We start from the raw sequence: 22,766 nt of genomic DNA, 5'->3' as shown, positions 1-22,766 counted from the left end.
GATCTCCTATTGTTACGCGTGACCACGCCACGGAACGGCGCGGCGCTCGAAAACCCGGATCAGCAGTTCCATCGCATAGCCGATGACGCCGATGACGATGATCCCGACGATGACGATCGAAACCTGCAATGCCTGTCCGGCATATTGCACGAGCCACCCGAGCCCCTGATCCGCCGCGATCAGCTCGGCGGCGACCAGGCAGGTCCAGGCAACGCCGATACCGACGCGCATGGCGGTGAAAATCTCGGGCAAGGCGGAAGGCAGAATCACATAGCGAAAGATCTGGCTTTCCGAGGCGCCGAGCGTGCGCGCGACGGAAAGCCGCAACGACGGCGTGCCCCTGACGCCCGAGATCGTGCCGATGATGATGACCGGAACCGTGCCGATCAGAATCAGGAGAATCTTCGGCAGCTCGCCGATGCCGAACCAGACCACCAGAAGCGGAATATAGGCGAGCGGCGGCACCGGGCGAACGAATTGCAGGAACGGATCGATGATTCGAAAGATCAGATCGCTCCGCGCCATCAGCAGTCCGGTCGGCACGCCGAGCACGATCGCCCCGATAAAGCCGATCGCGATGCGCACCGAACTGATCCAGATGTCGTCGAGCAGAGAATGGCCGCCATAGCCCTGCACCAGCAGCAGCACGAGCGCGTGCCAGACCGCGACCGGCGACGGCAGGGCGACCGGTGGGAAAATATGCAGAACCGAAACAAGTTCCCACAGGACAAGGGCCACGCACAACGCCGTCGCCGTCGCGAACCGGGACACGTGCCGCCACCGCAGGGGGAACTGCGCAACCGGTGGGGGGCGATCAGCTCCGAGTGCCGGAGCCGGAGCCTCGGGCAATGCGTCGGCCGGCGCCGTGTTTTCCTGAACGATTATCTCTTCCTGCAACGCACCCTTCCTCCTCGTGTCCTGCTCCTGAAGTTCCCTGCATGAACTTCAGGGATAAGCAGGCCACTCATTTATCGATTCTCGTGCCGGGGTTTTTTCGGATTGTTCTATTCTTCTGAAATCATCTCCCGAAACCCGGCCAAACGCTCATCCTACGCCGCGGCGCGCTGTTCGGCCGCAAGAACATCATGCAGAATATCGCGCATCTGATCGATCTCGCCGCCATTAACCGTGAACGGCGGCGCGAGAATGATCGTATCTCCGGTGATCTTCACATGAAGCCCGGCATCGAACAAGCGCTTTTGCATCATATAGCCACCCGCGCCCGGCCCGGTGCCTGCCGCGAGATCGATCCCGGCGAGCATTCCATACCCACGGATATCGGTGACAGAAGGCAGATCGCGCAGCCCGGCGACCGTGTCGAGAAAATAGGCCGACATCTGCGCCGCCCGCTCGAACAGATTCTCTTCCTCGTAGATGTCGAGGGCCGCCAGCGCCGCGGCGCACGCGGCCGGATGCGCGGAAGCGGTATAGCCGTGCATGAACTCGATCGCGTTTTCCGGCGCCGCCGCCATGATCGTGTCCTGGATATTCTGCCGCACCGCGACCGCTCCCATCGGCAGCGCCCCGTTGGTGAGCGCCTTGGCCATGGTGATGATATCGGGCGTCACGCCGAAGCTCTGCGCGCCGAACGCCTTGCCGGTGCGGCCGAAGCCGCAGATGACTTCGTCGAAGACGAGCAGAATACCATGCCGGTCGCAGATCGCGCGCAGCCTCTGGAGATAGCCGCGCGGCGGCACCAGAACGCCGGTCGATCCGGCGATCGGCTCGACCACGCAGGCCGCGATGCTGTCGGCGCCATAGGTATCGACCATGCGCTGCAGATCGTCGGCAAGCTCGGCGCCCTGGGCGGGCTCGCCCAACACGAACCGATGTTCCGGCAGCCCGGTGTGGCGCATATGGACGATGCCCGGCAGCCCCGTGCCGAAGCCGAGACGGTTGCGCACCATGCCCGCGAGCGACAGGCCACCGAAGTTCATGCCGTGATACGCGCGCTCCCGCGAGACGAACATCTTGCGGTCGCCGTCGCCCCGCGCCGCGTGGTAGGCAAGACAGATCTTCATCGCGGTATCGACCGATTCCGACCCCGAATTGACGAAGAAGATCCGGTCGATCCCCGGCGGCAGCATCGCGGCAAGCCGGTCGGCCAGCCGGAACGAGGGCTCATGGCCGCGGGTGAAGCTCGAAATGTAATCGAGTTCGATCATCTGCCGATGCACCGCGTCGGCGATGCGCTTGCGCCCGTGGCCGGCGGGGGTGGTGAACAGGCCGGAGCTGCCGTCGAGAATCTTCCGCCCGTCCGCGCCGGTCAGCCAGATTCCTTCGGCGCCGTAGACCATTTTCGGGTCGGCCTTGAAGTCGCGATTGTTGGTAAACGGCATCCAATGATGCTGGAGCGACAGGTCGGAGCTTGACATCTCATGATCCCTCAGCCGGTGAACCGGAGAGCGATGTCTCCGGTTTCGTTCAGATGAAATCATTGTTTATCGGCGGGATGTCCGGCCAGACAATCACAAATCATGGTGCCAGTTTGTCGCTGGCCTCAACCTATCCTCAGCCCATCTTGGTGATCGCCCATTTGACCTGTTGCGGTCCGTCTGGCTGGCCGGTGAGCACGATCTGTTCGGCGCGGCGCGGTTCGGTGCCGCCGAAATAGATGCTCTCCTCCACGCTGAGCACCGCACCGCCGGCACGCAGCCGCCATCCCTGGCCGGAGGGCAGGCGCAGCAGCGCGGCCTCGCCGTCCTGCTGCAGGCTGGCGGTGACGTTGGGGTGCAGATGGAAACGCAGCGTGAAGGGCTGCGGTTCGTCAGCCTCGATACTGTCCTCGCCGCGCAAATCCTCGCCGCTTTCGGCGAGGTACAGGCGGCGGCGATGGACCGCGCCAAACAGTTTCTTCCAGCCGTCGTGGCTGGCTTCCAGCCAGTGTGCGCCATTGGCCTCCTGGCGCTGCAGCTCGACCGCGACCGGCCGGCGGCCGAGGCCGTCAGGCCTGATCTCGGCCGAGGAAACATCGGCGATCACCATGGTCGAGTGGGCAGCGGTGGCGCGCAGCGCGTCGCGCCAATCGGTGGCGGAAGCCGGCGCCGCACCGCAATTGACGATCAGCCGTTCCCGCCCGGCGGAAAACTCGAAGGACAGCGTGCCGGCATGGGCGTTGCGGTCGAGCCCGGCGGCGGGCGGCGGGCCGGCATCGACGATCGCGACGCTTTTGCCGGCGGCCAGCCGGTGAAAACCGGGATAGGCGAGCGACGCGGGGCTGCGCCCGGTCCGTCCCGCCTGGCTCAGCACGAGGTCGATCAGATTGGGCCAGTCCTCGCGCGTGCCGTTGAACAGCGTGAGCCCGCCATCGCCATGGCGCAGCGCGCGCAACGCGACCGCCATGCGCTCGATCGCCCCCGGCAGCTGCGCAGGCTGTTCGGCGCGCGCGACCTGAAGCAGCGCGCGGATTTCGGTCAGATCCTGCAAGGCGGCGAGATGCGCCGCCGGGCTGCGCTCGACATGCGCGCCGTCCGGCAGGATCTGGCGCTCGATCTCGGGCGCCAGAAAGCGCAGCGCGCGCGGCAGGAACGCCGCGTGTTCGGGTAGCGCGACCGAGGCGGCGATCAATCCCTTGATCGCGGTAAACGCCCTGCCGTCGCGCACCTCGGCGGGCAGCGAAGCGGCAAGAAGGCGCGCATCGGCGACCAGTTTCGCCATCAGCATCTGACGGAAATCGTCATCGGCGGAAGCGGCGAAGAAATCGTAATGGCCGAGCCACGCGGCGAGCCGCGCGCCGGTCACCGGCGGGCTGGCGGCCAGGGACGGCAGCGCCTCGGTATCGATCCAGTCTTCGATCAGCGCCCGCGCCCGGCTCCGCGCGGCATCGGTGCCCAGGGCCCGCAAATCGCGCAGCCAGGAAAATCCGTGGATATGGGCGAGCATCGGCGCCGACGCGTCGCCGGAGGTGAAACCGCCCGGCCGCAGCGGCCTGACAACGCCGAGATATTCGATCTCGCCCTTGATGATTCGCGCGCCGCGCGCCGGCTCGCCAGGCCAGGGGTCGCGCACCGGCAGCGAGGGCGCATCCGGCACGCTGGCACCGCGCAGGGAAACGAGTTTCGCCATCCATTGCCGCGCGCCGCGCATTACCGGGCCGCGCTCGGTCACGATCCCGGCTTCAGCGCCGCGATCGCCACGGCGTAATCTGGCTTGCCGAAAATCGAGCTGCCGGCGATCAGCACGTCCGCCCCGGCTTCGATCGCCGCCGGCGCGGTCGCCTTGTCGATCCCGCCATCGACCTCGATGCGAATCTCCCGCCCGCTCGCCGTCGCCATGCGGCGCAGTTCGGCGATTTTCGGCAACTGGCTGTCGAGAAAGCGCTGGCCGCCGAATCCCGGATTGACCGTCATGACGTTGATGATGTCGACCAGATCGAGCACATGCGCGACCGCATCCGCCGGGGTCGCCGGGTTGAGCGCAACCCCGGCCCGCTTGCCCAGCCCGCGAATCGTCTGCAGCGAACGGTGCAGATGCGGCCCGGCCTCGGCATGGACGGTGATGTGATCCGCTCCGGCCTCCGCGAACTCGGCGAGATACGGGTCGGCCGGCGCGATCATCAGATGCACGTCGAACGGCAGATTGCTCCGCTTGCGCAGCGCCCTCAGAACCAGCGCGCCGAAGCTGATATTCGGCACGAAATGCCCGTCCATCACGTCGAGATGCAGCCAGTCCGCGCCGGATCGTTCCACCGCGGCGACCTCGTCGGCAAGCCGGCCGAAATCGGCGGCGAGCAGGCTGGGTGCGATGACAAGCGGCGATCCGGGCGTTGCTTTCATCCTTCCACGTTTAGCCAACAGCGCCGCGACTTCACAAGCGCCGCGCGAAGGCCAGGCGCCCGATCGGCCATCATTCGGTGGGAAACGGGTCCGCCGGCGCCAGGGATTTGATCAGCTCGAACATCCGCTTGCGCACCGTCGGCTCGCTGATCCGGTAATAGGCGCGCACCAGTTCGAGGGTTTCGCGCTTGGTCAACTGATCGTCGAGCCCGACGCCGAACGGCTCCTGCGCCTCGGCAAAACCATGGCTGCGCCCACGCGGGCCGGACATCGGCGTTTCGTTCATCCCTTCGGGCATGTCGTCGAAGAAGAAGCTGATCGGCACGTCCAGCACCCGCGAAATGTCGAACAGGCGCGAGGCTCCCACCCGGTTCACCCCGCGCTCGTATTTCTGCACCTGCTGAAACGTCAGCCCCAGCGCGTCGCCCAGTTTCTCCTGCGACATCCCGAGCAGAGTGCGGCGCAGCCGGATGCGCGAGCCAACATGAACATCGATCGGGCTCGGCCTGCCGTCCCGATCCGTGCGATCCATCATCTCATTTGCGATCATCGACGCCTCCGGCGCTCCGGCGGATCGTTCGTCACCGCCCGACACATTGGTTTCCAGAACGATTCAGCAACGACCCCCCGGTTCCCCCGCACCTGGGGTCAACATCTCCTGAAAATCGGCGAGACAATTCATCACATTCATTTGGTGTCATATGTCATAATTCTGTCATCAAACACAATGATACTGTCGAAAAACAAAATTATCATTTCATAATCTTTCTACCGCAGATATTTGGTATAGCACTCATCTTACCACCAGCGATAGCAAAATTTTAAATTTTCTACAAGAGTGAACAATTTTTAAGACGAGCTGCTTAGCGCCTTTCAGTGCGCAACGTGACCGAGACGATCAAAAAAATCAGCCCCAAAACAACGCAATAGAGGCTGAGAATCCCGGCCATCGTCAGCCCGAACCGCCCATAAGGGGTTACCGGCAATGCAACCGGAAGTCTATGCGCCAAAACCCCGCGCCGATCGAGTCCTAATTTCGCCACGACCCGCCCGTGCGGCCCGATCACCGCCGAAATGCCGGAATTGGTGTCGATCACCAGCGGCAGCCCCTCCTCCACCGCGCGCAGCCGCGTGGTCGCGAAATCCTGGCGCGGGCCGGTGGTGTCGCCGAACCAGGCATTGTCGCTGATGTTCAGCAGCCACGCCGGCCGGTCGCTTTTATCGACGATTTCGCCGGAAAAGATCGATTCGTAGCAGATCAGCGGCCCGACCGGCGGAATCCCCTTCACATGGATAGTCCGTGGCCCCGGACCGGGCGAAAAACCGCCGCCCGGCGTGATCTTGAGCGGGATCCATTTCGGCGTGTACTCGCCGAACGGCACCAGCTTCCATTTGTCGTACCACGCCACCGCCGGCCCCGCGCCCTCGATCGCGACCAGAGAATTGCGCGGCCGCCCATCGCGCGCATAGCGGAACGACCCCGCCAGCACCGGGGTATTGCCGGCGACACTCGCGATCGCGCCGCGCGCCGATGCATCGGTCTGCAGCAAGGCCGGGCTCGCGGTCTCCGGCCAGACCACCACTTTCGGTCCTGCCCCGGCGGCCTGCAGCGCCTGCTGCGTCATCGCGAGATCGCGGTGCCAGCGCGCGATCAGTGCCGGTCGCGTGAAACTGCCCGGCACCGCGAAATCCGGCTGGATCATCGCGACGGTCAGATTGTGGTCCGGCGCCGGGCCGGCATCGGTGCGCCACACGCCGAATCCCGCCCAGACCGCTAGCACGGCACCCGCCGCCGCCCAACCGCGCGGGCCGAGCAGTGGCAGCCCGGCAACGATCGCGGTCAGCAAGGTCAGCAGATAAATGCCGCCGACCGAAGCCGGCTGCATCATCACCACACCCGCGATGCCCGGCAGCGCCCAATCCGCGCCCCAGTAATTCCACGGAAACCCGGTGAACAGGAATTGCTGCGCCAGATTCGCCATCGCCAGCGCGCCGGCGAACAGGAAAATCATCGCAAGGCGGGACAAGGCCGTCACCGGCCTGATCCAGTAGCTCGCGGCCGCGGGCAGCATCATGTAGCACGCCACCGCCGCCGCGAGCCCCGGCGCGGCGAACGGCACCGCCCACCAGAATTGCCGTGCCATGATCAGCATCGGCTCGGTCACCCAGAACAGCCCGAGCAGGTTGAAGCCGAACCCGAAACACCAGCCGAGCCAGATCGCCCGCCGCCAGCCCCCCGCGCGCGCCAGCAGGCGCAGCAGGCCCGGCACCACGATCCACAGCAGCGGCAGCAGAAAGAACGGCGGCAGCGCCAAAGCGGCGAGCAGTCCGAGGCCGAAGGCGCGCCACGGGCCGGATTTGAGCGGGGCCGGGACGCGCGCGGCCCACCGTTCCAGCAGGGTCATCGAGAACTCCGTTATGAGGGCTGAGGCAGGCCAAACCGCGCCGCGACCGACGCGAGATCGGGCGCGTGAGGATGCGCCGCCGAAGGCGCGGTGCCGTCTTCCGCCCGTACGAGCTGGCAGACCATGAGCCCGGCCTTGGCGGCGGCGGCAAGCTCCGCCTCGGCATCCGACAGGAACAGAATCGCCGCCGGCTGCCGTCCCAGCGCACGCGCGATCGCGGCATAGCTCGCCGCCTCGCGCTTGCCGCCGATCCGCGTGTCGAAAAACCCGACGAACAGCGGCGTCAGATCGCCCGCTTCGGTATGGCCGAACAGCAGGCGCTGCGCCTCCTCCGAGCCGGAGGAATAGACCGCGAGCGCCAGCCCCGCCGCGTGCCACGCAAGCAGCACCGGCGCGACCTCGGGATAGAACCGGCCGCTCAGCGCGCCGGCGGCGAAACCCTCCGCCCAGATCCGCCCCTGGATCAGCTTCAGCGGCCCGACCTTGGCGTCCCGGTCCATCAGCGCGTGCAGCGTCTGCACCGGCTGCGCGCCGGGCGTCATGTCGTCGAGTTCCGCCAGCGCCGCCGCGATGTCGGGCTCGCCGCTATGGGAAGCGATGAACGCGCCCAGCCTTGCTCGCGCATAGGGAAACAGCACGTCATGGACGAAGCTGATCGGCGACACCGTGCCCTCGATATCGAGCAGCACCACGGATGGCGGCACGGTCTCGCCGGACATGATCGGTTCAGGCGACCGGAAATTGCGCGCTGATCGCATCCCCGGTGAAATGCGCGACCCAGCCGGACTGATCGGTGAAGACCCGCAGTGCGATGAAATCCGGCTTCGCCCCCGCATCGAACCAGTGGCGGATATTCGCCGGCACCGAAATCAGATCGCCCTGCGTGCACAGCGCGTCATAGACCCGTCCGCTGGTATGCAGCACGAAATGCCCCGATCCGCGCACGAAAAACCGAATTTCATCCTCGGTGTGGATGTGCTCGTTCAGGAATTTCTCGCGCAGCGCCCCGGCCTGCGGATGATCCGGCGTCATCTTGATCACGTCCGCCGAACCCGCCCCGGTCTCGCCCATCAGCCGGTCGAGATAAGGCTGGTAGGCCGCCAGAATCGCCTCCGGCTCGGCATCGTCATCGAGCGTCACCGGGCTGTCCCAGCGCTCGAACCGCACGCCGATCGCGCCGAGTTCGCGCGCGATCGCGGCTGGATCCCCGGTATCGAGCATCGGCGCGCCTGGCGCGTTCTCGTCGAAAATTCTCAGGCCGCTCATCGTATCCGCCTCCGTTCGAGTTCGCAGCGGAGCAGGAATTCCAGCGCCTCCAGGCGCCAGAAGCAGCGCTCCACGTCCGGCCCCCAGGCATACACGCCATGGCCGCGCAGAATATAGCCGATCGGCTCCGCATCAAGCGCCGGCGCGATCACATCGGCGAGCCGCGCCATGTCCTGATCGTTGTCGAAAACCGGCAGCGCGACCCGCGTGTCATGGGTGACGATGCCGCGAAACGCCTTCAGGATCTCGTAGCCTTCCAGCACCAGCGCATCGCCCGGCACCGCCATCGACAGCACCGTCGCGGCAACCGAATGCCCGTGCAGCACCGCGCCGGTTTCGGGAAACCGCGCATAGAGCTGGCAATGCAGCTTCGTCTCCGCGCTCGGCTTGTCGCCCGCGCGAAGCGCCACGCCGTCCAGCCCGACTTCGATGATATCCGCCTCGGTCAGCCTGCCCTTGTGAACTCCGCTGCGGGTGATCGCGATGGCGGTATCGCCGAGCCTCGCGGAAAGATTGCCGGACGATCCGGGCACCCAGCCCAGCCGGTCCATCCGCGCGCCGACCGCGACAAGATCGCGCGCGGCCTCCGCCATCGCCTCGTGCCGCCCGCGCGGCTCAGGATCGCGGAGAATCGTCGGTGCGCACCGTCTCGGGCGCGCTTTTCGCGGCATCGGGCGGTATTGTGCCCTCGGCAACCCGATTCTGCACCTGCGGCGGTGCTGCCGGTTGCGCCGGCTTGGCCGAATCGTCGCCCAGATTCTGCTTGAACGCCTTGATGCCCTTGCCGAGCTCGCCCATCAGATTGCCGACGCGCGAGCCGCCGAACAGCAGCGCCACCACCAGGATGACGATGAGCCAATGAACCGGCGAATCGAAACCCACGGCTCAGCCCCGGTTCCGCTCGGTCGTCGTTGTCGAGCCGGCCTGCGCCGCCGGCGCCTGCACGTGCTGTTCCAGCATCGACGCATCCTTGGGCTGATCGTCGGCAAGGTTGTTCCTGAACGATTTCATCCCCTTGCCGAGTTCGCCCATCAGATTGCCGACGCGCCCGGTGCCGAACAGGATCAGCACGACCGCGAGCACGATCAGCCAATGCCAGATGCTCAAACCACCCATGATCCAAATCCTTCCTCAGCGGGATACGTATCTCGGCACATCGGTATGGCCGAGCCACCCGACAATGGCCGCGGTCCCGAGCCTTCTGCATAGCCCAACCGGCCGGCCGCGCCAATGGCGCGCCCGGTTTCGGCCGGACCGACATGCCGGGGCGTTGCCGCGCAACCGGCCCAGCCCTTGGAAACCCGGCTCCGACACCTCATCTGACCTCTACAAAACGTGAACGGAGCGCCCGATGCGGCTTCTGCTGATCGTCCTGCTGATCCTGTTGGTGCTTGGTGGCGGCTTCGGCCTGCATGGCGGGTTGTTCATCGGCCCGCACGGTATCTGGTATGGCGGCGGCCTCGGCCTCGTTCTCGTGGTCGTCCTGATCCTGCTGATCCTCTGACCCGCCCCGCGCCCAATCCGTTCATCGGCATTTGCGCCGTCTCAATCTTAGGGTGTGTCCCCAATAGCGGTGTGGCCTTTGATTCTCAAATTCCTAAAATTGCCGCCGCAAACGAATAGGAATTTCAGAATCTCCACACTAGCGACATGCTAAATTACCGCCGAACCTGATTGACCATCATGCATCGGTTGAACGCCCGGATGCGCAGAGGAGAACTCGCATGGAAGTAAGACGAAGCGGCTCGCAGCCTTCTGGCAAGGGACCGGCAGACTGGTTCACCGGAACGGTTCGGATCGACCCGCTGTTCAGCCCACCCGATCCGGCCCGCGTTGCTGGCGCCCTGGTTACCTTCGAGCCCGGCGCGCGCACGGCATGGCACACCCATCCACTCGGTCAGACCCTGATCGTCACGTCCGGCTGCGGCTGGGTTCAGCGCGATGGCGGGCCGGTCGAGGAAATCCGGCCGGGTGATGTGGTTTGGTTTCCGCCCGGTGAAAAGCATTGGCACGGCGCTACGCCCACCACCGCCATGAGTCATATCGCCATTCAGGAGAAACTTAACGGCTCGCCCGTCGACTGGATGGAAAAGGTGAGTGACGCGCAATACCGGCGCTGAGACAAGTCATGACGCAAGGTATTAAGGACAAAGTCTTCGTTAGGGTGTGTACCCAATGGCGGTGTGGCCGGCGAATGCAGACAAGCCGCTGACCCGTAGGACACGAGATATCCGCAATTTGGCATGCTCAACGCGAAACGCGCAGAACGGTTCGCGGGTCTTGTGCCGTTTCACTCCGGCATCTCGGACAACGTGGCGCGAGCATGGTTCCGCGCGCCGGCACAGCCGGCCGGCGGCGGATGACGTCACCGCCGGCCGGCCGGTTGCTCAGGCCGCTTTCGCCCCGACCGGCAGGATCGTCCTGCCATGGGTCGCGTTGATCACATCGGCCGCAGCCAGATAAGCCGCGAACAAGGCGGTGAGCAGCCCGGTATAGCCCCCGGCATGGGTCAGCGCCGGCGCGCCCAGCCAGATCCCGAAGGCGAGCAGCACGAAGGTGATCCACAGCGCCAGAAAAATCAGGAACACTGCCCGGTTCAGCGCGAAACTCGCGATCCACATCGCGAAGGTGAACACGCCCCAGACGAACAGATACCAGCCGACGAAATCGCCGGGCACGCCCTTCGCGAACAGCTCGACGAACAGCGCGAAACTCCACCAGAATGCGCCATAGGAGCAGAACGCGACGAAGCCGAACGTGTTGCCGTTGCGAACCTCCATCAGGCCGGCGGCGAATTGTGCGGTGCCGCCGAACGCGATCGCCATGGCGAGAACCATCGGCACCGAGGTTCCGGGAAACAGCCCGGCATTGATCATGCTGAGCAGCCAGGTGGTGGTGGCGAAGCCGAACAGCCCGAGCGGGGCGGGATTGGTAACGGGCATAACTCCTCCAAATATTTTTTGAGCGGCGCAAGCGAATCAGGCCGCGCCGCCGACTATCGCGTCCCGATCGTTCGATAGCAACATATTTCAATATTTGGAATGAATGCCGCGCCGCCGCGCGGCGGAAACACTGACCCCCGGTCAGGAATGCCCGCCGAAGCCAAGAAATCCCGCCGCCGGGTTGGGCACGCCCGGCTGATCGGGGCTCGCCGGCGCCCGCACCGGCTGGCTATGCGCCGGTCGCGGCCGGCTCCGCGCCGCCTGGAAAACCGGGGTCCGGGCCGAAGGCCGCACCGTCACCGGCAGCGGCGCCGCATTGCCGCCGCTGCCGGGGCCTTCTTCCTGGCGCACCGACAGCAGCATGAAGGTGATGTCGTTGCGATTCAGCTCGACCGACATCTCGATCGGCGTCTCGCCCAGCGCGTTGCGCGCGTCGAGATTGGCGCCGCGGCTCACCGCCGCGCGGGCTTCGGTATAATTGCCGTGATTGATCGCGGAAAACAGCAGCTTGGTCGGGTCCTCCCCGGCGGTCGCGATCGGGCCGGCCGAAACATCGCCCGAATTGGCAGCTCCCGGCAGCGCGGGCGGCGGAACCTGTTCCTCGCGCGGCTGCGGATGAATCGCCGGGCCCGCCATCGGCGCACCGGGCGTCGGCATCTGCGCCGCGGCCGTCCCGGTCAGGGCGAATGCCGACAGCAAGGCGACGGCGGCGGCAAGGGCAGGCTTGGAAACGGTCATGGCGGCGGCAATCCTGTATTGCGGATCGTGCCTTTTAGCCCATCATCGGTTCAGCCACCAGAACCCGGCATTCAGATAGGTCGCGAAAATCCCCCAGGCCAGATAGGGCACCAGAAGCCACGCCGCCATCCGGTCGATCCGGCGGAACGCGGCGATGGTCAGAGCGACCAGTATATTCATCGCAATCATCGCGATCAGGGCGATGCCCGGCCGGTGCAGGCCGAAAAACACCGGCGCCCAGACCGCATTGGCCCCGAGCTGCCACCCCCACAGAACCAGCGCGCGCCGGTTGTCGATCAGCAGGTCGCCGCGCAGCCAGACCCGCCAGGCGGCAACCGCCATGACGATATAGAGCACGGTCCAGACCGGGGCGAACAGCCAGTCCGGCGGCGAGGCCGGCGGATGCGGCAGCACCGCGTACCAGGGTCTGACCGAAGGCGCCGCCGCCATCCCCCCAACCAGCGCGACCAGCAGCGTGAGCGCGACGAATCCCGCCAGCACCCAGAACTGGGCGCCTTGCGTGCGGTTCTGTTCGGGTCGCTCGGGAGGGCGGAAGACACGATCTCCTTTGAGAACAAACTTAGGCTTGCATCACCCCGCTGAAAAGATGTGCCGCGCCGATCTTCAGGCAGATTGTTAGGGTTATTTCGCACCGGAAGCCGCCACCGCCCCGGTCAGCGCCGCAAGCGCTCCGGCGCCGGCCTCGGCCGAGGCGGTCTGCAGGTTCCGATACGCGTCGAGCACCGCATCGCCGAGCGGCGTGAGCTGCGCGCCGCCGCCCGCGACCCCGCCTTTCACGGCCAGGATCACCGGGCCGCGAAACGTCGCGTTCAGTGCTTCGGCCAACTGCCAGGCGCGCTTGTAGCTCATGCCCATGCGCCGCCCCGCCGCCGCGATCGAGCCGGTCTCGCGAATGCCTTCGAGCAGATCGGCCCGACCCGGCCCGATGATCAGCCCGTCGCCGAGCACCACGCGGATGCGCAGCCCCGCCGTCTCGGGATGCCGGACCTTCACCATGACGCAACACAATCACGAAATCGCGCGATTGACGATATAGCCAATTAGCCATATCGCTACGGCCGAAACGATGGAGGACTTCATGGCAATCAATCGGCGGACCTTCGGAATCGGCGCGGGCGCGGCGCTCGCCCTCCCCGCGCTGGCCAAGGCGGCATCGGGCACGATCACGGTGGCCTATGCCGGATCGATGGGCGTGCTGATGAACCGGGGCCTCGGACCGGAATTCGAAAAACAGACGCACATCACCTATCGCGGCATCGGCCAGGGCGCCTTCGCGCTCGCCCGCCTGATCGCCGGCAAGACCATGCATGCCGACGTGTTCGTCTCGATCACGCCAGGGCCGATCCGCGTGCTGCAGAAGGCCGGTCTGGTCGGCCACGCCGTGCCGGTTGCGAGCACCGCCATGGTCATCGCCTACAGCCCGAAATCGCGCTTCGCGCCGCAGCTCGAAGCGGCGGCTTCGGGCAAAACCAAGTGGTATGACGTGCTGGAGAGCAAGGGCCTGCGCTTCGGCCGCACCGATCCGCGCACCGACCCGCAGGGCCGCAACATCCTGTTCACCTTCGATCTCGCCGAGAAATTCTACCATCAGCCCGGCCTGGCCAAACGCGTGCTTGGCGCGCCGATCAACCCGCGTCAGATTTTCACCGAACCCTCGCTGCTCGCCCGGCTCGACGCCGGCGAACTCGACGCGACATCGGGTTACGAAAGCGCGGTGAAATCGCTGAAACTGCCGTTCATCCCGCTGCCGAAGGAAATCAATCTCAGCGATCCCGCCATGGTCGAGCCCTGGTATTCCAAGGCGGCGGTCACGCTCGACCTGAAAGGCAAAACCAAGGTCTTGCACACCGAGCCTCTGGTCTTCTATGCCTGCGTGCCGAAGGACGCGCCGAACCCGGATGCCGGCCGCGCCTTCATCGCACTCATGCAAAGCAAGGCGGGTCAGGATTTGTTCGCGCGCTACGGCTACAATCCTCCGCAAGGCGGCGCCATCTGACCAAGGCGATCACCGGCGCATTCGTTCTCGCCCTTCTGGCCGCGCCATTCGTCGGGCTGGCGCTGCTGACCGACTGGGCGCGGTTCGATCTGACCCGCAGCGATGCTTCGGCGATCGCCACTTCGGTGCTCTACGGTCTCGCGACCCTCGCGGTCATCGCCCTGCTCGGCACGCCGCTGGCGCTCTGGCTCGCCACGGCGAAGAGCAGGTCGCGCCATGCCGCGCAGGTGTTCCTGCTGCTGCCTCTGCTCACCCCGCCGCTCGCGCTGGGCATTCTTCTGGCGGCGTTCTACGGCCCGATCGGGCCGGTCGGCGCGCTGATCGGGAAATTCGGCCTGATCATCACCAACAATCCCGCCGCCTTCCTGATCGCCGGCATTTATGCCGGTATGCCGACCTATGTGGTCGCGGCGCGGACCGCCTTCGCCGATATCCCGCCGGAATTCGCCGAATCCGCCCTTACCCTGGGCGTTTCGCGGCAAAAGATCTTTCGCCACATCACCCTGCCGATGGCGCGCGACGGACTGGGCGCGGCACTCGCCCTCGCCTGGGTACGCGGGGTGGGCGAACTCGGCATCGTGCTGATCTTCGCTTATTTTCCGCAAGGCATGCCGATCCGGCTCTGGGTCGATCTGGAGGATCGCGGGCTGGACGCCACGTTTCCGCTGCTGTGGATTTTTCTTGCCGCTGCTCTGCCGCTGCCACTATGGCTGCTGCGGCGCGGCTCGAAACGCTGAGGAAATGCCATGAAACGCCTGCTCGCCGCTGTTCTGCTGGCCACCACCGGCATCGCCCAGGCCGGCAATTTCACCATCGCCTCGGCATCCTTCGCCAATGGCGGGACCATTCCGCTGGCGCAGGTGTTCGACCAGCATGGCTGCGCCGGCCGGAATGTCAGCCCGGCGGTGGCGTGGTCGGGCGCGCCGGCGGGAACGCGCGGCTTCGCGGTGACGCTGTTCGATTCCGATGCCCGCGCGGGCAAGGGGTTCTGGCACTGGATCGTCGCGGATATCCCCGCCTCGGCAACCCATCTCACCGCCGGCGGGGCTCTGCCGAACGGCGCCAAGCCGGGCAAGACGGACTGGGGGTTCGCCCATTATGGCGGCCCCTGCCCGCCGGTTGGCGACGCACCGCACCACTACCATCTCACCGTCTATGCGCTGCGCGTCACGAAACTTCCCGCTGCCGCGCTGCGTTCCCACGCGGCGCTCGCAGCCGCTCTCGCCCATGATTCGCTTGCGTCAGCCTCGATCGTCGGGCGCTACGGGCGGGCGAAACCGAACTAACGTATAATTAACAATGATAACTGTCCTTTGTTTCACGCGAAACAAAGGCACCAGACCGGACCTAAATTGGGATCGCCGAAGCGGCCCGTCCCGCATCCAGTTCCGCCGTGACGAGGTCGTCGAACCGGTCACGCTCGTCGGGCGCAAATCGACCCTCAACGATGCGTTTGCGGATCAAACGCGCCAACTCGCCCAGGCGCCGCGCCGACAGGGTCGCGCGATCGGGCGGGCTCGCCGGCGGCGCTGCGTCATTCGGCTCCGCTGGTGATTGAATTTGCATAAACTCGGTCATTGCCGCCTTCCGCCGGGGTGGAACTCATGGTCGCCGGATTGCCGCCGCGGCTTTGCGCGGTTCGAGCGATCCATCTCCGCGCGCCCGACCGGAGACCATTGAATGGTCGAGACGCCATTGGCCGTGGTGGCGGCGACCCTCGCGATCGGTTTGCCAGGCAATAGAGAGAAGATCAGCAGGATTGCCGTCCAGACCATGAAGCCGCCCGGCGTGGCGGCATCCCGATCCGCTGAGCGAACTGGTTGCATTTTGGAAAATCCCGAATAGCGCCGAAGGCTTACTTTCCGAGCTTTTCGCGCACGCTGTCCTTCACGCCGCCGACGGTGCTCTGTGCCTTCCCGGCGGCTTTCTCGGCGGCGCCTTCGGTCTGCGTCCTGGTGTCGCCGGTGACTTTGCCGACGGCTTCCTTGACGGAACCCTTCACCTGTTTGGCGCTGCCCTTGATCCGATCCTTGTCCATTTTTCGCTCCTGTGTCGGGGTGTAACCTGGAGCGATACTGGTAAAATTGCTGCGAAATTGCACGCGCTATATATTTTCAGGCTGGTGCGGCCATACCAGTGAGCATGAGCCGTGAAAACTAATCGGCGCCGGTCACGCCGCGCTCGCGCGCCCAGATGATCAGTTTCGCCCGGCTGGAAACCCCGGTCTTGCGATACAGGCTGGCGACGTGGTTGCGCACTGTGTTGCGCGACAGGCTGAGCTGGGTCGCGATCGCCGCGTCGTCCTGCCCCTGGCAGACCAGCCCCAGAATCTCGCGCGCACGGGGCGGCAATTCGGCGAGGCCGGCGGTTTTGGCCGGGCTTGCGGTCTCTGGGCGGCGCAGGCGAACCAGTTTTTCCAGCACGGCGCCGGTAAACCAGGTGGTGTCCTTCATCACCGCCTCGATCGCATGGGCGACCTCGACCTGGGTACGGTTGCGATCGGAAATATTCTGCGCGACCAGAAGAACGCAGGACTGGTCGCGAATTTCCACCGCCTCGGCGGAGACCAGGCAGTCGAGCGTATCGCCGGATTTGGTGCGCAGGCGCAGGTCAAGGCCGCGGACGCGGCCATCCTTGCGCAGCAGCCGCTCCAGTTCGGCGCCCGCGCCGGAATCGGCCCAGAGCGGCAATTCGACGGCGTCGCGATCGACGACATCCTGCTGTTCGTAGCCGGTTTCGCGGGTGAAGGCATCGTTGACCAGAAGAAACCGGCACCCCTTGCGCAGCGCGATCGCGGTGGGAACCGGGGCGAGGCGGAAGGCGATTTCGAAGCGTTCCTCGCTCTGGGCGAGCGCCGCCTCGGCCTGCCTGCGGCCATCGAGATCGGCGAAGGTGAACAACATGCAGCGTGCTTCGCCGATCTCGATCGGCTGGCCGGCCACGACGACGCATTTTTCGCCGCCGGTGGGGAGTTGCAGGAACGCTTCCATTTGCGGGATGGTGCGGCCCTCCTGGAGCCGTTCGATCGCGAGTTCGCGGCGTGCCGAGCCCTCCAGAACGTCGATTTCGTAGATCGAGCGGCCGATGACGTCCTCCTCGCGATAGCCGGTCATTTCGAGAAAACCCCGATTGGCCCGGACATGGCGCAGATCGTCCAGGCACAGAATGAGCGCGGGCGCGGGATTGGCGCTGAAGGCGCGCTCGAAGCGATCCTCGGCGTTGTAGCGCTCGGTTTCGTCGTCGATGACCAGGACAAGGAGATCGGGCAATCCGTCGTCATCGACCAGAACGAGGCTGCGGATGCGATGGGTCCAGGTCGTATCGCTGGCGTCGGCGGCCGCGACCTCGACCACGACCACGACCTCGTCGAACACCTCGCCGGCCAGCACGCGCTCCATCGGGTACTGCCCCTCGGCGAGGCGATGGTTGTTGCGATAGCGCAACTCGAAACGCTCGCGATACTCCGAGACGGTGACGCCCAAGTCCTCGACGGTTTCGACGCCGTGCAGCGCGAGGGCGCGGTCGTTGGCCCAGATGATGGTCTGGTCGGTCGCGATCAGGATCACGCCGTCGCTGACCCCCGCGACGATCTGGCGAAGGTGGCGAAGGCCGGCGTGCTGGCGCGGGAGGGGTTCTGACATGGTTGGGTTTTAGGCGCGGCAGGCGGGGATGGGAAAGAGCGTTCGAACATTGCGCGATTGTATGGGATTCGCTAATCTAGCCAGATAGCTAGCCATGAAAAACGGTCATGCACAGCGTAGGTGTTTTCGAGGCGAAAAACCGGCTGACGTCCCTGCTCGATGAAGTCGAAAACGGCGGCGAAATCCTGATTACCCGGCGCGGCAAGCCGGTTGCCCGGCTGGTGGCCGCCGAGGCCGGATTCGATCGCGCGAAGGCGCGGCGCGTGGCCGATAGGCTGCGGGAGGCGAGCAAAGGCGTTGTGCTGGCCGGCCTCTCGATCAGGGAATTGATCGGCGAAGGCAGGCGGCATTCCGCTCGCGAGCAATGATTCGGCCCTGATCGCGGCGGCGAGCACGGCTGTTCAACGCTTCGGTATAGCGACGAGTGAGAGCAGGTGGCGGACGCCGGCGAGTGCCGCGCGGTATCGGTCCTGTTTCATGGTGCCGGTTTTACTGGACATGAGGATATTGAAGCCGAAGCTGCGCATGCGGGCGAAGATGCCTGGATTGATTCGGATCCTTGACAGGTCTTCGCGCATGGTGACATCCCTTGTGTAATGTGAAGTGTTTTCAATTTTCCAATGCGCGCGGATGGCGCCGGCGGCACGAGCGGCAGTGATCGGGCGGTTCGCGATGTAGAAGGCTGTTTCGCTTGTCTGGTGGAGCAGCCCGGTTGCGGGATTGCGTGTCGCAACCGAGCGTTCCACCTGGATGATCGCGGCGACATGGGTGTGCCAATTGGTGCCTGCGAGTGCATCGGCCGGTCCGAAGACAGTGACGATACGGGTTTCATCGCGGTTGCGGCTATGGTCGCTATCGTGCGGTGGGGTCGTCGCGGTGATCTGTTCGATCGCACCTTTCAGGGTCGGCTGATTGTTCTTGACCTGAACGATCAGCCCGATTTCGGCTTCCTGGGCGACCTCGAAGAGTTTTTTTGACAGTGCAGAGCGCATCGAGGGTGACGATGGCGTCGGCGCCGATGCCCAACTCGGCAAGCAGCGTCTGTGCTGCCGGGATTTCATTGGATTTCGCATTGATATCGAGAGGCGCCAGCACGAGTTTGGTGTCGGTGGCAAAGGCGCTGAGCACATGAGCCGCGGTTCGATCGTGGAACTTGTCGAAGCTGCCACGCAAGGTCTTGCCATCCAGTGCGATGCTGCCGGCACCGGGCTTGGCGTTCGCCGCGTGCAGCAGCGCCGCGTGCCGACGGAAGGCCGCCTCCACTGCGACCGGATCAAGCCCCTGGAGGATATAGCGGATCGAGGTGTGGGAAGGCGCGCGGCGCCATTTCAAACCGAAGCTACGGTTGAGTGTCTGGCGATGGGTGTCGATGAATGTGACGATACCGCGATAGGAATCGCTGCCGCTCACGACCGCGAGGATCGAAAACAGAAGCACGTAGGGCAGCTTGTAGAGTTTGCCCTCCGCGCGGCGTGGGTCAGGTACATCAGCCAGGATGTCGAGCAGTGGGGTGAATGTGGCCATGGCAACCTCCGAGTCGATTGCCTGCCCAAGAATCCCAGATCAATCGCCTCGGGAACCCCCCAAACTCACGCCTCTTCACTTTCCGACGCCATGTTGCATATCGGACTCGGTAAACCGTCAGCTCAGAGGGTTGAACAGCCCTGCGGCGGCGAGAGATGTGGGGGGGGGGGGTTAATTTGGTTTAAGTCATATACAAATATTCGGCTAACCGAAATCACTATGCTATGCAGATGTCAACATCTTAATCGTTCGACCTAACATTTTTTGTGATACTCGATTACCTTTAAAGGTGATCGTATGAGACGGTCGCTTTGTTCCTTGAACATTCAAAATATCATGCCCATCGCCTAATATTTTTTCAATTGTGGCACGTTCAAGAATGCTCAATACCTTTTTATGGTCCTGGCCAGAGCGAAACTGAATTTCCCCGACTAGAAGAAAGCGTTGGCCTGCCGGCGCCTCATGCAAACCCTGCATTAGACTAACTGAGTTAAAATGTTGCTTAAGGCGTCGCCGGAGATGGTCAGTCTTCCCAATATAAAGCGGATAAGACTGTTTCCCGTGCGTGCGACCGAAAATATAAACACCTGAGGTCTCCATAATATTCTCTAAAGTATGATTTCTAAAATCATATCGACTTTTGTTCCAATTTAAAAACATTGGCTGGTGCCAAGATACAGAAATATCCATTGATCGCCCCCCCCCAAGCTCATCCTTTCCCATAGTCTATACCATTTTTATAATATTTCGCAACAAAAAAGGACGAGCGCCAGTAGTCCGCTTTAATGGGATGAAATGAAAGCGAAATGGATTGCTTCAGCCGCTGCGCGGCTTCGCAATGACGTGTTCGGGCGCGGTACTGTGCGAGCAGGATAATGCGATGATCGGTGTGAGCGGCTGATGGCGAAACTGGTCACTGAATTGAATAGCGCTTCAGATCGCGTGCAGCGTTGCCTGTCGCTGGAGATCACCTATCGCACCTTCGAGTTTGGGTGGGTGTTCTATAATATCTTCCCGAGCTTCGATGATCAGCCGATCCTGAACGACGCGGTGCTGAAGAACAGCGCGGATCGCGGTGGCACGAAGCCGGGCTCGCTTCATGCAAACGAGGACGAATTCTGTAGCCTGTTGCCCGACATGCGCCGGTTTCTGGAAAACGGGGAGACAGTGTTCTGGATGCCGGTGGAGGCGGATGTGGCGCTGGAGATCAAGCGCTGGAGCTTCGGCGACATCGAGCCGTTTGATCCAAGTCGCGCGGATCAGGATCAGAGTAATGTCGAGCTGATATTGGACATCGATCACTACCAGTTCCGCGACGTCACCGCCTATGGCGGTGGGATGATCAAAATCGTTTATCTCTGTTCCTGGACCGCCTTGCGGCAATTCTACCGCGATCTACGTGCCGAGTTCCTGACGTTCCGCGATGCGAATGACATTACTGCGTATAATGTCGCACGCGGTTTCGACCGGCCCGAGCACGACTGGTTCTGATGCGGCAGACTTGCGCCCTGGCGCTTTGAGCGGCGTGGATTGCTTCGGCACTGCGTGCCTCGCAATGACAGGGTGGGATTGATTCCGGGTTTCCAAAGGCCTGCGGCCTTTGGCGGGTCCAGGGCAGAGCCCTGGCCTCACCTTGGCTGATTGTCAGTCAGAACGCGGCGTCTTCGAATTCCATCATGGTGGCGGAGCCGGACTGGATCGCGGCGAGCAGGGCACCGGTCTGCGGCAGCAGGCGTTCCATGAAGAATTTCGCAGTCTGCACCTTGGCCCGATAGAACTGGCCGGCGCCGTTTTGCTCGTCCGCCTTGGGTGCGGCGATGGCGACCATGCGCGCCCAGACGAAGGCCAGTGCGGTCAGGCCGAACAGGCGCAGATAATCGACCGAGGCGGCGCCGATTTCGTCATGGTTGGACATCGCGTTTTCCATGATGAAGCCGGTCGCGACCTGGACGTGTTCCAGCGCCTGCTGCAGCGGCGGTAAAAACGGCTCCAACGCCGCGTTATCGGCGTTGGATTCGATGAACTCCATCACCGGATCGAGAAAGCGGGTGAGCAGGCGCCCGCCATCCTGCGGCAGTTTGCGGCCGACCAGATCGAGCGCCTGAATGCCGTTGGTGCCTTCATAGAGCATCGAGATGCGCGCATCGCGGACATATTGTTCGATGCCGTGATCGCGGATGTAGCCGTGGCCGCCATAGACCTGCACGGCGGTCGAGGCGATTTCGAAGCCAAGATCTGTGAACATGGCTTTGACGATCGGCGTCATCAGCGCGGAGAAATCATCGGCGGCCTGTTTCGCGTCGTCGTCGGTCGATTTGTGCAGGATTTCCAGCTCGCGCGCGACCCAGCCGGCGAGCGCGCGGCAGCCTTCGATATAGGCGCGCATGGTGAGCAGCATGCGGCGCACATCGGGGTGGACCAGGATCGGGTCGGCCTGCTTGTCCGGCGCCTTGGTGCCGGTCAGCGCGCGGCCCTGGATGCGGTCGCGCGCATAGGCAACCGCGTTCTGATAGGCGGTTTCGGCGATGCCGAGACCCTGGATGCCGACCGACAGCCGCTCGGTGTTCATCATCTTGAACATCGCGGCAAGGCCCTTGTTGGGCTCGCCGACCAGCCAGCCCTTTGCATCGTCGAAGCTGATCGCGCAGGTCGCCGAGCCCTTGATGCCCATTTTATGCTCGATCGCGGTGCAGGACACGCCGTTGCGCGGGCCGAGCGAGCCATCGTCCTTGACCAGCACCTTCGGCACCAGGAACAGCGAGATGCCCTTCACCCCGGCGGGTGCGTCCGGCAGGCGGGCGAGCACCAGATGGATGATGTTCTCGGTCAGGTCGTGTTCACCGGCGCTGATGAAAATCTTGTTGCCGGTGATGCTGTAGGACCCATCGTCGTTCGGCACCGCCCTGGTGCGCAGCATGCCGAGATCGGTGCCGCATTGCGGCTCGGTGAGGCACATGGTGCCGGACCATTTTCCTGACACGAGGTTAGGCAGGTAGGTTTGTTTCTGTTCCTCGGTGCCCGCGTGTGACAATGCCACATAGGCGCCGTGCGACAGGCCGGGATACAGGCCGAACGCCACGTTCGCCGAGCAGAGCATTTCCTCGACCATCAGTGCCGCCGGAATCGGCATGCCCTGCCCGCCATAGTCGGGAGATGCGCCCATCGCGGTCCAGCCGCCGTCGCGGAAGGTTTTGTACGCCTCCTTGAAGCCGGACGGTGTGCGGACCACGCCGTTTTCGTAGGTGCAGCCCTCGAGATCGCCGGACTGGTTGAGCGGGAACAGCACGGTTTCGGCCAGTTTCGCGGCCTCTTCCAGCACGCTGTCGATCAGCTCGGGGGTGAATTCCGCGTTGCCCGGCAGTTCGGCGAGCGCGGTACTGTCATAGAGTTCGTGGAGGACAAAGCGCATGTCCTCAAGCGGTGCCTTGTAGATCGGCATGGTCAGTCTCCGTTTGGTT

Annotated in this window: 30 protein-coding genes; 7 read left to right on the top strand and 23 right to left on the bottom strand. The window is 64.2% G+C overall.

The genetic code is table 11. The features are described 5' to 3' along the window. Positions 1 to 12: 12 nt before the first annotated feature. The 11 genes from AiwAL_RS06655 to tatA (AiwAL_RS06605) form a co-directional block, all read right to left on the bottom strand. Complete coding sequence (locus tag AiwAL_RS06655) at positions 13 to 771, bottom strand: ABC transporter permease (RefSeq protein ID WP_235704147.1); 759 nt, start codon at positions 769 to 771, stop codon at positions 13 to 15. 278 nt (positions 772 to 1,049) lie between these two features. Further along, the gene (locus AiwAL_RS06650) at positions 1,050 to 2,375 is read right to left on the bottom strand and encodes an aminotransferase class III-fold pyridoxal phosphate-dependent enzyme (protein ID WP_235704148.1); all 1,326 of its coding nucleotides are present in this window, start codon (positions 2,373 to 2,375) and stop codon (positions 1,050 to 1,052) included. A gap of 136 nt (positions 2,376 to 2,511) precedes the next feature. Next, positions 2,512 to 4,086: a heparinase II/III family protein gene (locus tag AiwAL_RS06645; RefSeq protein ID WP_262312378.1), complete on the bottom strand. Its 1,575-nt coding sequence runs from the start codon at positions 4,084 to 4,086 to the stop codon at positions 2,512 to 2,514. A 17-nt stretch (positions 4,087 to 4,103) separates the two neighbouring features. Beyond that, complete coding sequence (gene rpe, locus AiwAL_RS06640; protein ID WP_235704149.1) at positions 4,104 to 4,775, bottom strand: ribulose-phosphate 3-epimerase; 672 nt, start codon at positions 4,773 to 4,775, stop codon at positions 4,104 to 4,106. Positions 4,776 to 4,845: 70 nt separating this feature from the next. Continuing rightward, a complete protein-coding gene (locus AiwAL_RS06635) occupies positions 4,846 to 5,325 on the bottom strand; it encodes a helix-turn-helix domain-containing protein (RefSeq protein ID WP_235704150.1) in 480 nt (159 codons plus the stop codon). Positions 5,326 to 5,638: 313 nt separating this feature from the next. After that, positions 5,639 to 7,180, bottom strand: a complete 1,542-nt coding sequence (lnt, locus tag AiwAL_RS06630; protein ID WP_262312364.1) for an apolipoprotein N-acyltransferase — start codon at positions 7,178 to 7,180, stop codon at positions 5,639 to 5,641. 11 nt (positions 7,181 to 7,191) lie between these two features. Then, positions 7,192 to 7,899, bottom strand: coding sequence for an acireductone synthase (gene mtnC, locus AiwAL_RS06625; protein ID WP_235704152.1), 708 nt, complete (start codon positions 7,897 to 7,899; stop codon positions 7,192 to 7,194). A 7-nt stretch (positions 7,900 to 7,906) separates the two neighbouring features. Further along, complete coding sequence (locus tag AiwAL_RS06620) at positions 7,907 to 8,446, bottom strand: acireductone dioxygenase (RefSeq protein ID WP_235704153.1); 540 nt, start codon at positions 8,444 to 8,446, stop codon at positions 7,907 to 7,909. Further along, a complete protein-coding gene (locus AiwAL_RS06615) occupies positions 8,443 to 9,039 on the bottom strand; it encodes a methylthioribulose 1-phosphate dehydratase (protein WP_235704154.1) in 597 nt (198 codons plus the stop codon). Before AiwAL_RS06615 ends, AiwAL_RS06620 begins: the two co-directional genes overlap by 4 nt. Before the next feature lie 22 nt (positions 9,040 to 9,061). Continuing rightward, positions 9,062 to 9,328: a twin-arginine translocase TatA/TatE family subunit gene (gene tatA / locus AiwAL_RS06610; RefSeq protein ID WP_235704155.1), complete on the bottom strand. Its 267-nt coding sequence runs from the start codon at positions 9,326 to 9,328 to the stop codon at positions 9,062 to 9,064. Between the two features lie 3 nt (positions 9,329 to 9,331). Further along, on the bottom strand, positions 9,332 to 9,562 hold the full coding sequence (gene tatA, locus AiwAL_RS06605) for a twin-arginine translocase TatA/TatE family subunit (protein WP_235704156.1): 231 nt from the start codon (positions 9,560 to 9,562) through the stop codon (positions 9,332 to 9,334). Between the two features lie 235 nt (positions 9,563 to 9,797). Between tatA (AiwAL_RS06605) and AiwAL_RS06600 the strand changes: the two genes are divergently transcribed. Together AiwAL_RS06600 and AiwAL_RS06595 are read left to right on the top strand one after the other, a co-directional pair. Beyond that, positions 9,798 to 9,950, top strand: coding sequence for a DUF3309 domain-containing protein (locus tag AiwAL_RS06600; protein WP_235704157.1), 153 nt, complete (start codon positions 9,798 to 9,800; stop codon positions 9,948 to 9,950). Positions 9,951 to 10,170: 220 nt separating this feature from the next. After that, positions 10,171 to 10,566: a cupin domain-containing protein gene (locus tag AiwAL_RS06595; RefSeq protein WP_235704158.1), complete on the top strand. Its 396-nt coding sequence runs from the start codon at positions 10,171 to 10,173 to the stop codon at positions 10,564 to 10,566. A gap of 267 nt (positions 10,567 to 10,833) precedes the next feature. Here AiwAL_RS06595 and AiwAL_RS06590 read toward each other — a convergent pair whose 3' ends face one another. The 4 genes from AiwAL_RS06590 to AiwAL_RS06575 form a co-directional block, all read right to left on the bottom strand. Then, positions 10,834 to 11,388: an acetate uptake transporter gene (locus tag AiwAL_RS06590; protein WP_235704159.1), complete on the bottom strand. Its 555-nt coding sequence runs from the start codon at positions 11,386 to 11,388 to the stop codon at positions 10,834 to 10,836. A gap of 141 nt (positions 11,389 to 11,529) precedes the next feature. Then, complete coding sequence (locus tag AiwAL_RS06585) at positions 11,530 to 12,126, bottom strand: ankyrin repeat domain-containing protein (protein ID WP_262312363.1); 597 nt, start codon at positions 12,124 to 12,126, stop codon at positions 11,530 to 11,532. 42 nt (positions 12,127 to 12,168) lie between these two features. Further along, entirely contained in the window at positions 12,169 to 12,627 is a 459-nt protein-coding gene (locus tag AiwAL_RS06580) for a TspO/MBR family protein (RefSeq protein WP_235704161.1), read from the bottom strand. 141 nt (positions 12,628 to 12,768) lie between these two features. Then, the gene (locus AiwAL_RS06575) at positions 12,769 to 13,143 is read right to left on the bottom strand and encodes a winged helix-turn-helix domain-containing protein (protein WP_262312362.1); all 375 of its coding nucleotides are present in this window, start codon (positions 13,141 to 13,143) and stop codon (positions 12,769 to 12,771) included. Between the two features lie 82 nt (positions 13,144 to 13,225). Between AiwAL_RS06575 and AiwAL_RS06570 the strand changes: the two genes are divergently transcribed. From AiwAL_RS06570 to AiwAL_RS06560, 3 genes are all read left to right on the top strand, one after another. Then, positions 13,226 to 14,143, top strand: a complete 918-nt coding sequence (locus AiwAL_RS06570) for an extracellular solute-binding protein (RefSeq protein WP_235704163.1) — start codon at positions 13,226 to 13,228, stop codon at positions 14,141 to 14,143. A gap of 125 nt (positions 14,144 to 14,268) precedes the next feature. Further along, positions 14,269 to 14,880 carry an ABC transporter permease subunit gene (locus tag AiwAL_RS06565; RefSeq protein ID WP_235704164.1) on the top strand — a complete coding sequence of 204 codons (612 nt, stop codon included), beginning with the start codon at positions 14,269 to 14,271 and terminating at the stop codon, positions 14,878 to 14,880. Between the two features lie 9 nt (positions 14,881 to 14,889). Further along, a complete protein-coding gene (locus tag AiwAL_RS06560; protein WP_262312361.1) occupies positions 14,890 to 15,429 on the top strand; it encodes a YbhB/YbcL family Raf kinase inhibitor-like protein in 540 nt (179 codons plus the stop codon). Positions 15,430 to 15,490: 61 nt separating this feature from the next. Here AiwAL_RS06560 and AiwAL_RS06555 read toward each other — a convergent pair whose 3' ends face one another. The 4 genes from AiwAL_RS06555 to AiwAL_RS06540 all read right to left on the bottom strand — a co-directional run bounded on the left by AiwAL_RS06555 (position 15,491) and on the right by AiwAL_RS06540 (position 17,784). Beyond that, entirely contained in the window at positions 15,491 to 15,721 is a 231-nt protein-coding gene (locus tag AiwAL_RS06555; protein WP_235704166.1) for a hypothetical protein, read from the bottom strand. Continuing rightward, positions 15,718 to 15,969 carry a hypothetical protein gene (locus AiwAL_RS06550; RefSeq protein WP_235704167.1) on the bottom strand — a complete coding sequence of 84 codons (252 nt, stop codon included), beginning with the start codon at positions 15,967 to 15,969 and terminating at the stop codon, positions 15,718 to 15,720. The genes AiwAL_RS06555 and AiwAL_RS06550 overlap by 4 nt, the downstream gene beginning before the upstream one ends. 29 nt (positions 15,970 to 15,998) lie before the next feature. Further along, on the bottom strand, positions 15,999 to 16,181 hold the full coding sequence (locus AiwAL_RS06545; RefSeq protein WP_235704168.1) for a CsbD family protein: 183 nt from the start codon (positions 16,179 to 16,181) through the stop codon (positions 15,999 to 16,001). A 118-nt stretch (positions 16,182 to 16,299) separates the two neighbouring features. Further along, complete coding sequence (locus AiwAL_RS06540; RefSeq protein WP_262312360.1) at positions 16,300 to 17,784, bottom strand: PAS domain S-box protein; 1,485 nt, start codon at positions 17,782 to 17,784, stop codon at positions 16,300 to 16,302. A gap of 107 nt (positions 17,785 to 17,891) precedes the next feature. Here AiwAL_RS06540 and AiwAL_RS06535 point away from each other — a divergent pair, with 107 nt between their 5' ends. Further along, positions 17,892 to 18,152, top strand: coding sequence for a type II toxin-antitoxin system Phd/YefM family antitoxin (locus tag AiwAL_RS06535; protein ID WP_262312359.1), 261 nt, complete (start codon positions 17,892 to 17,894; stop codon positions 18,150 to 18,152). A 33-nt stretch (positions 18,153 to 18,185) separates the two neighbouring features. On the opposite strand, the gene AiwAL_RS06530 is transcribed toward AiwAL_RS06535, so the two are convergent. The 3 genes from AiwAL_RS06530 to AiwAL_RS06520 form a co-directional block, all read right to left on the bottom strand. Further along, entirely contained in the window at positions 18,186 to 18,665 is a 480-nt protein-coding gene (locus tag AiwAL_RS06530) for an ISAs1 family transposase (RefSeq protein ID WP_262312377.1), read from the bottom strand. Then, a complete protein-coding gene (locus AiwAL_RS06525) occupies positions 18,637 to 19,308 on the bottom strand; it encodes an ISAs1 family transposase (protein ID WP_262312358.1) in 672 nt (223 codons plus the stop codon). Before AiwAL_RS06525 ends, AiwAL_RS06530 begins: the two co-directional genes overlap by 29 nt. 222 nt (positions 19,309 to 19,530) lie before the next feature. Beyond that, the gene (locus tag AiwAL_RS06520; protein ID WP_262312357.1) at positions 19,531 to 19,998 is read right to left on the bottom strand and encodes a GIY-YIG nuclease family protein; all 468 of its coding nucleotides are present in this window, start codon (positions 19,996 to 19,998) and stop codon (positions 19,531 to 19,533) included. A 210-nt stretch (positions 19,999 to 20,208) separates the two neighbouring features. Between AiwAL_RS06520 and AiwAL_RS06515 the strand changes: the two genes are divergently transcribed. Next, positions 20,209 to 20,799, top strand: coding sequence for a hypothetical protein (locus tag AiwAL_RS06515; RefSeq protein ID WP_262312356.1), 591 nt, complete (start codon positions 20,209 to 20,211; stop codon positions 20,797 to 20,799). Positions 20,800 to 20,956: 157 nt separating this feature from the next. Here AiwAL_RS06515 and AiwAL_RS06510 read toward each other — a convergent pair whose 3' ends face one another. Continuing rightward, positions 20,957 to 22,747 (bottom strand): acyl-CoA dehydrogenase C-terminal domain-containing protein, encoded by a 1,791-nt coding sequence (locus AiwAL_RS06510; protein ID WP_262312355.1) that lies wholly within the window; start codon positions 22,745 to 22,747, stop codon positions 20,957 to 20,959. Positions 22,748 to 22,766 lie beyond the last annotated feature (19 nt).

It is taken from the genome of Acidiphilium sp. AL (assembly GCF_025499445.1).
Classification (GTDB): Bacteria; Pseudomonadota; Alphaproteobacteria; order Acetobacterales; family Acetobacteraceae; genus Acidiphilium; species Acidiphilium iwatense.
The sequence above is the reverse complement of the archived record's forward strand: the minus strand, read 5'-3'. Positions and strand labels throughout refer to the sequence as shown.

Coding starts and splice junctions, on each gene's coding strand:
- AiwAL_RS06615 (WP_235704154.1), bottom strand. CDS start 9,039: ATGGCGGAGGCCGCGCGCGATCTTGTCGCGGTCGGCGCGCGGATGGAC.
- AiwAL_RS06560 (WP_262312361.1), top strand. CDS start 14,890: ATGAAACGCCTGCTCGCCGCTGTTCTGCTGGCCACCACCGGCATCGCC.
- rpe (WP_235704149.1), bottom strand. CDS start 4,775: ATGAAAGCAACGCCCGGATCGCCGCTTGTCATCGCACCCAGCCTGCTC.
- AiwAL_RS06635 (WP_235704150.1), bottom strand. CDS start 5,325: ATGATCGCAAATGAGATGATGGATCGCACGGATCGGGACGGCAGGCCG.
- AiwAL_RS06650 (WP_235704148.1), bottom strand. CDS start 2,375: ATGTCAAGCTCCGACCTGTCGCTCCAGCATCATTGGATGCCGTTTACC.
- AiwAL_RS06535 (WP_262312359.1), top strand. CDS start 17,892: ATGCACAGCGTAGGTGTTTTCGAGGCGAAAAACCGGCTGACGTCCCTG.
- AiwAL_RS06600 (WP_235704157.1), top strand. CDS start 9,798: ATGCGGCTTCTGCTGATCGTCCTGCTGATCCTGTTGGTGCTTGGTGGC.
- AiwAL_RS06545 (WP_235704168.1), bottom strand. CDS start 16,181: ATGGACAAGGATCGGATCAAGGGCAGCGCCAAACAGGTGAAGGGTTCC.
- AiwAL_RS06515 (WP_262312356.1), top strand. CDS start 20,209: ATGGCGAAACTGGTCACTGAATTGAATAGCGCTTCAGATCGCGTGCAG.
- AiwAL_RS06585 (WP_262312363.1), bottom strand. CDS start 12,126: ATGACCGTTTCCAAGCCTGCCCTTGCCGCCGCCGTCGCCTTGCTGTCG.
- AiwAL_RS06525 (WP_262312358.1), bottom strand. CDS start 19,308: ATGGCCACATTCACCCCACTGCTCGACATCCTGGCTGATGTACCTGAC.
- tatA (WP_235704156.1), bottom strand. CDS start 9,562: ATGGGTGGTTTGAGCATCTGGCATTGGCTGATCGTGCTCGCGGTCGTG.
- AiwAL_RS06510 (WP_262312355.1), bottom strand. CDS start 22,747: ATGCCGATCTACAAGGCACCGCTTGAGGACATGCGCTTTGTCCTCCAC.
- lnt (WP_262312364.1), bottom strand. CDS start 7,180: ATGACCCTGCTGGAACGGTGGGCCGCGCGCGTCCCGGCCCCGCTCAAA.
- AiwAL_RS06555 (WP_235704166.1), bottom strand. CDS start 15,721: ATGACCGAGTTTATGCAAATTCAATCACCAGCGGAGCCGAATGACGCA.
- AiwAL_RS06645 (WP_262312378.1), bottom strand. CDS start 4,086: ATGCGCGGCGCGCGGCAATGGATGGCGAAACTCGTTTCCCTGCGCGGT.
- AiwAL_RS06550 (WP_235704167.1), bottom strand. CDS start 15,969: ATGCAACCAGTTCGCTCAGCGGATCGGGATGCCGCCACGCCGGGCGGC.
- AiwAL_RS06595 (WP_235704158.1), top strand. CDS start 10,171: ATGGAAGTAAGACGAAGCGGCTCGCAGCCTTCTGGCAAGGGACCGGCA.
- AiwAL_RS06620 (WP_235704153.1), bottom strand. CDS start 8,446: ATGAGCGGCCTGAGAATTTTCGACGAGAACGCGCCAGGCGCGCCGATG.
- AiwAL_RS06520 (WP_262312357.1), bottom strand. CDS start 19,998: ATGGATATTTCTGTATCTTGGCACCAGCCAATGTTTTTAAATTGGAAC.
- mtnC (WP_235704152.1), bottom strand. CDS start 7,899: ATGTCCGGCGAGACCGTGCCGCCATCCGTGGTGCTGCTCGATATCGAG.
- AiwAL_RS06570 (WP_235704163.1), top strand. CDS start 13,226: ATGGCAATCAATCGGCGGACCTTCGGAATCGGCGCGGGCGCGGCGCTC.
- AiwAL_RS06540 (WP_262312360.1), bottom strand. CDS start 17,784: ATGTCAGAACCCCTCCCGCGCCAGCACGCCGGCCTTCGCCACCTTCGC.
- AiwAL_RS06590 (WP_235704159.1), bottom strand. CDS start 11,388: ATGCCCGTTACCAATCCCGCCCCGCTCGGGCTGTTCGGCTTCGCCACC.
- AiwAL_RS06575 (WP_262312362.1), bottom strand. CDS start 13,143: ATGGTGAAGGTCCGGCATCCCGAGACGGCGGGGCTGCGCATCCGCGTG.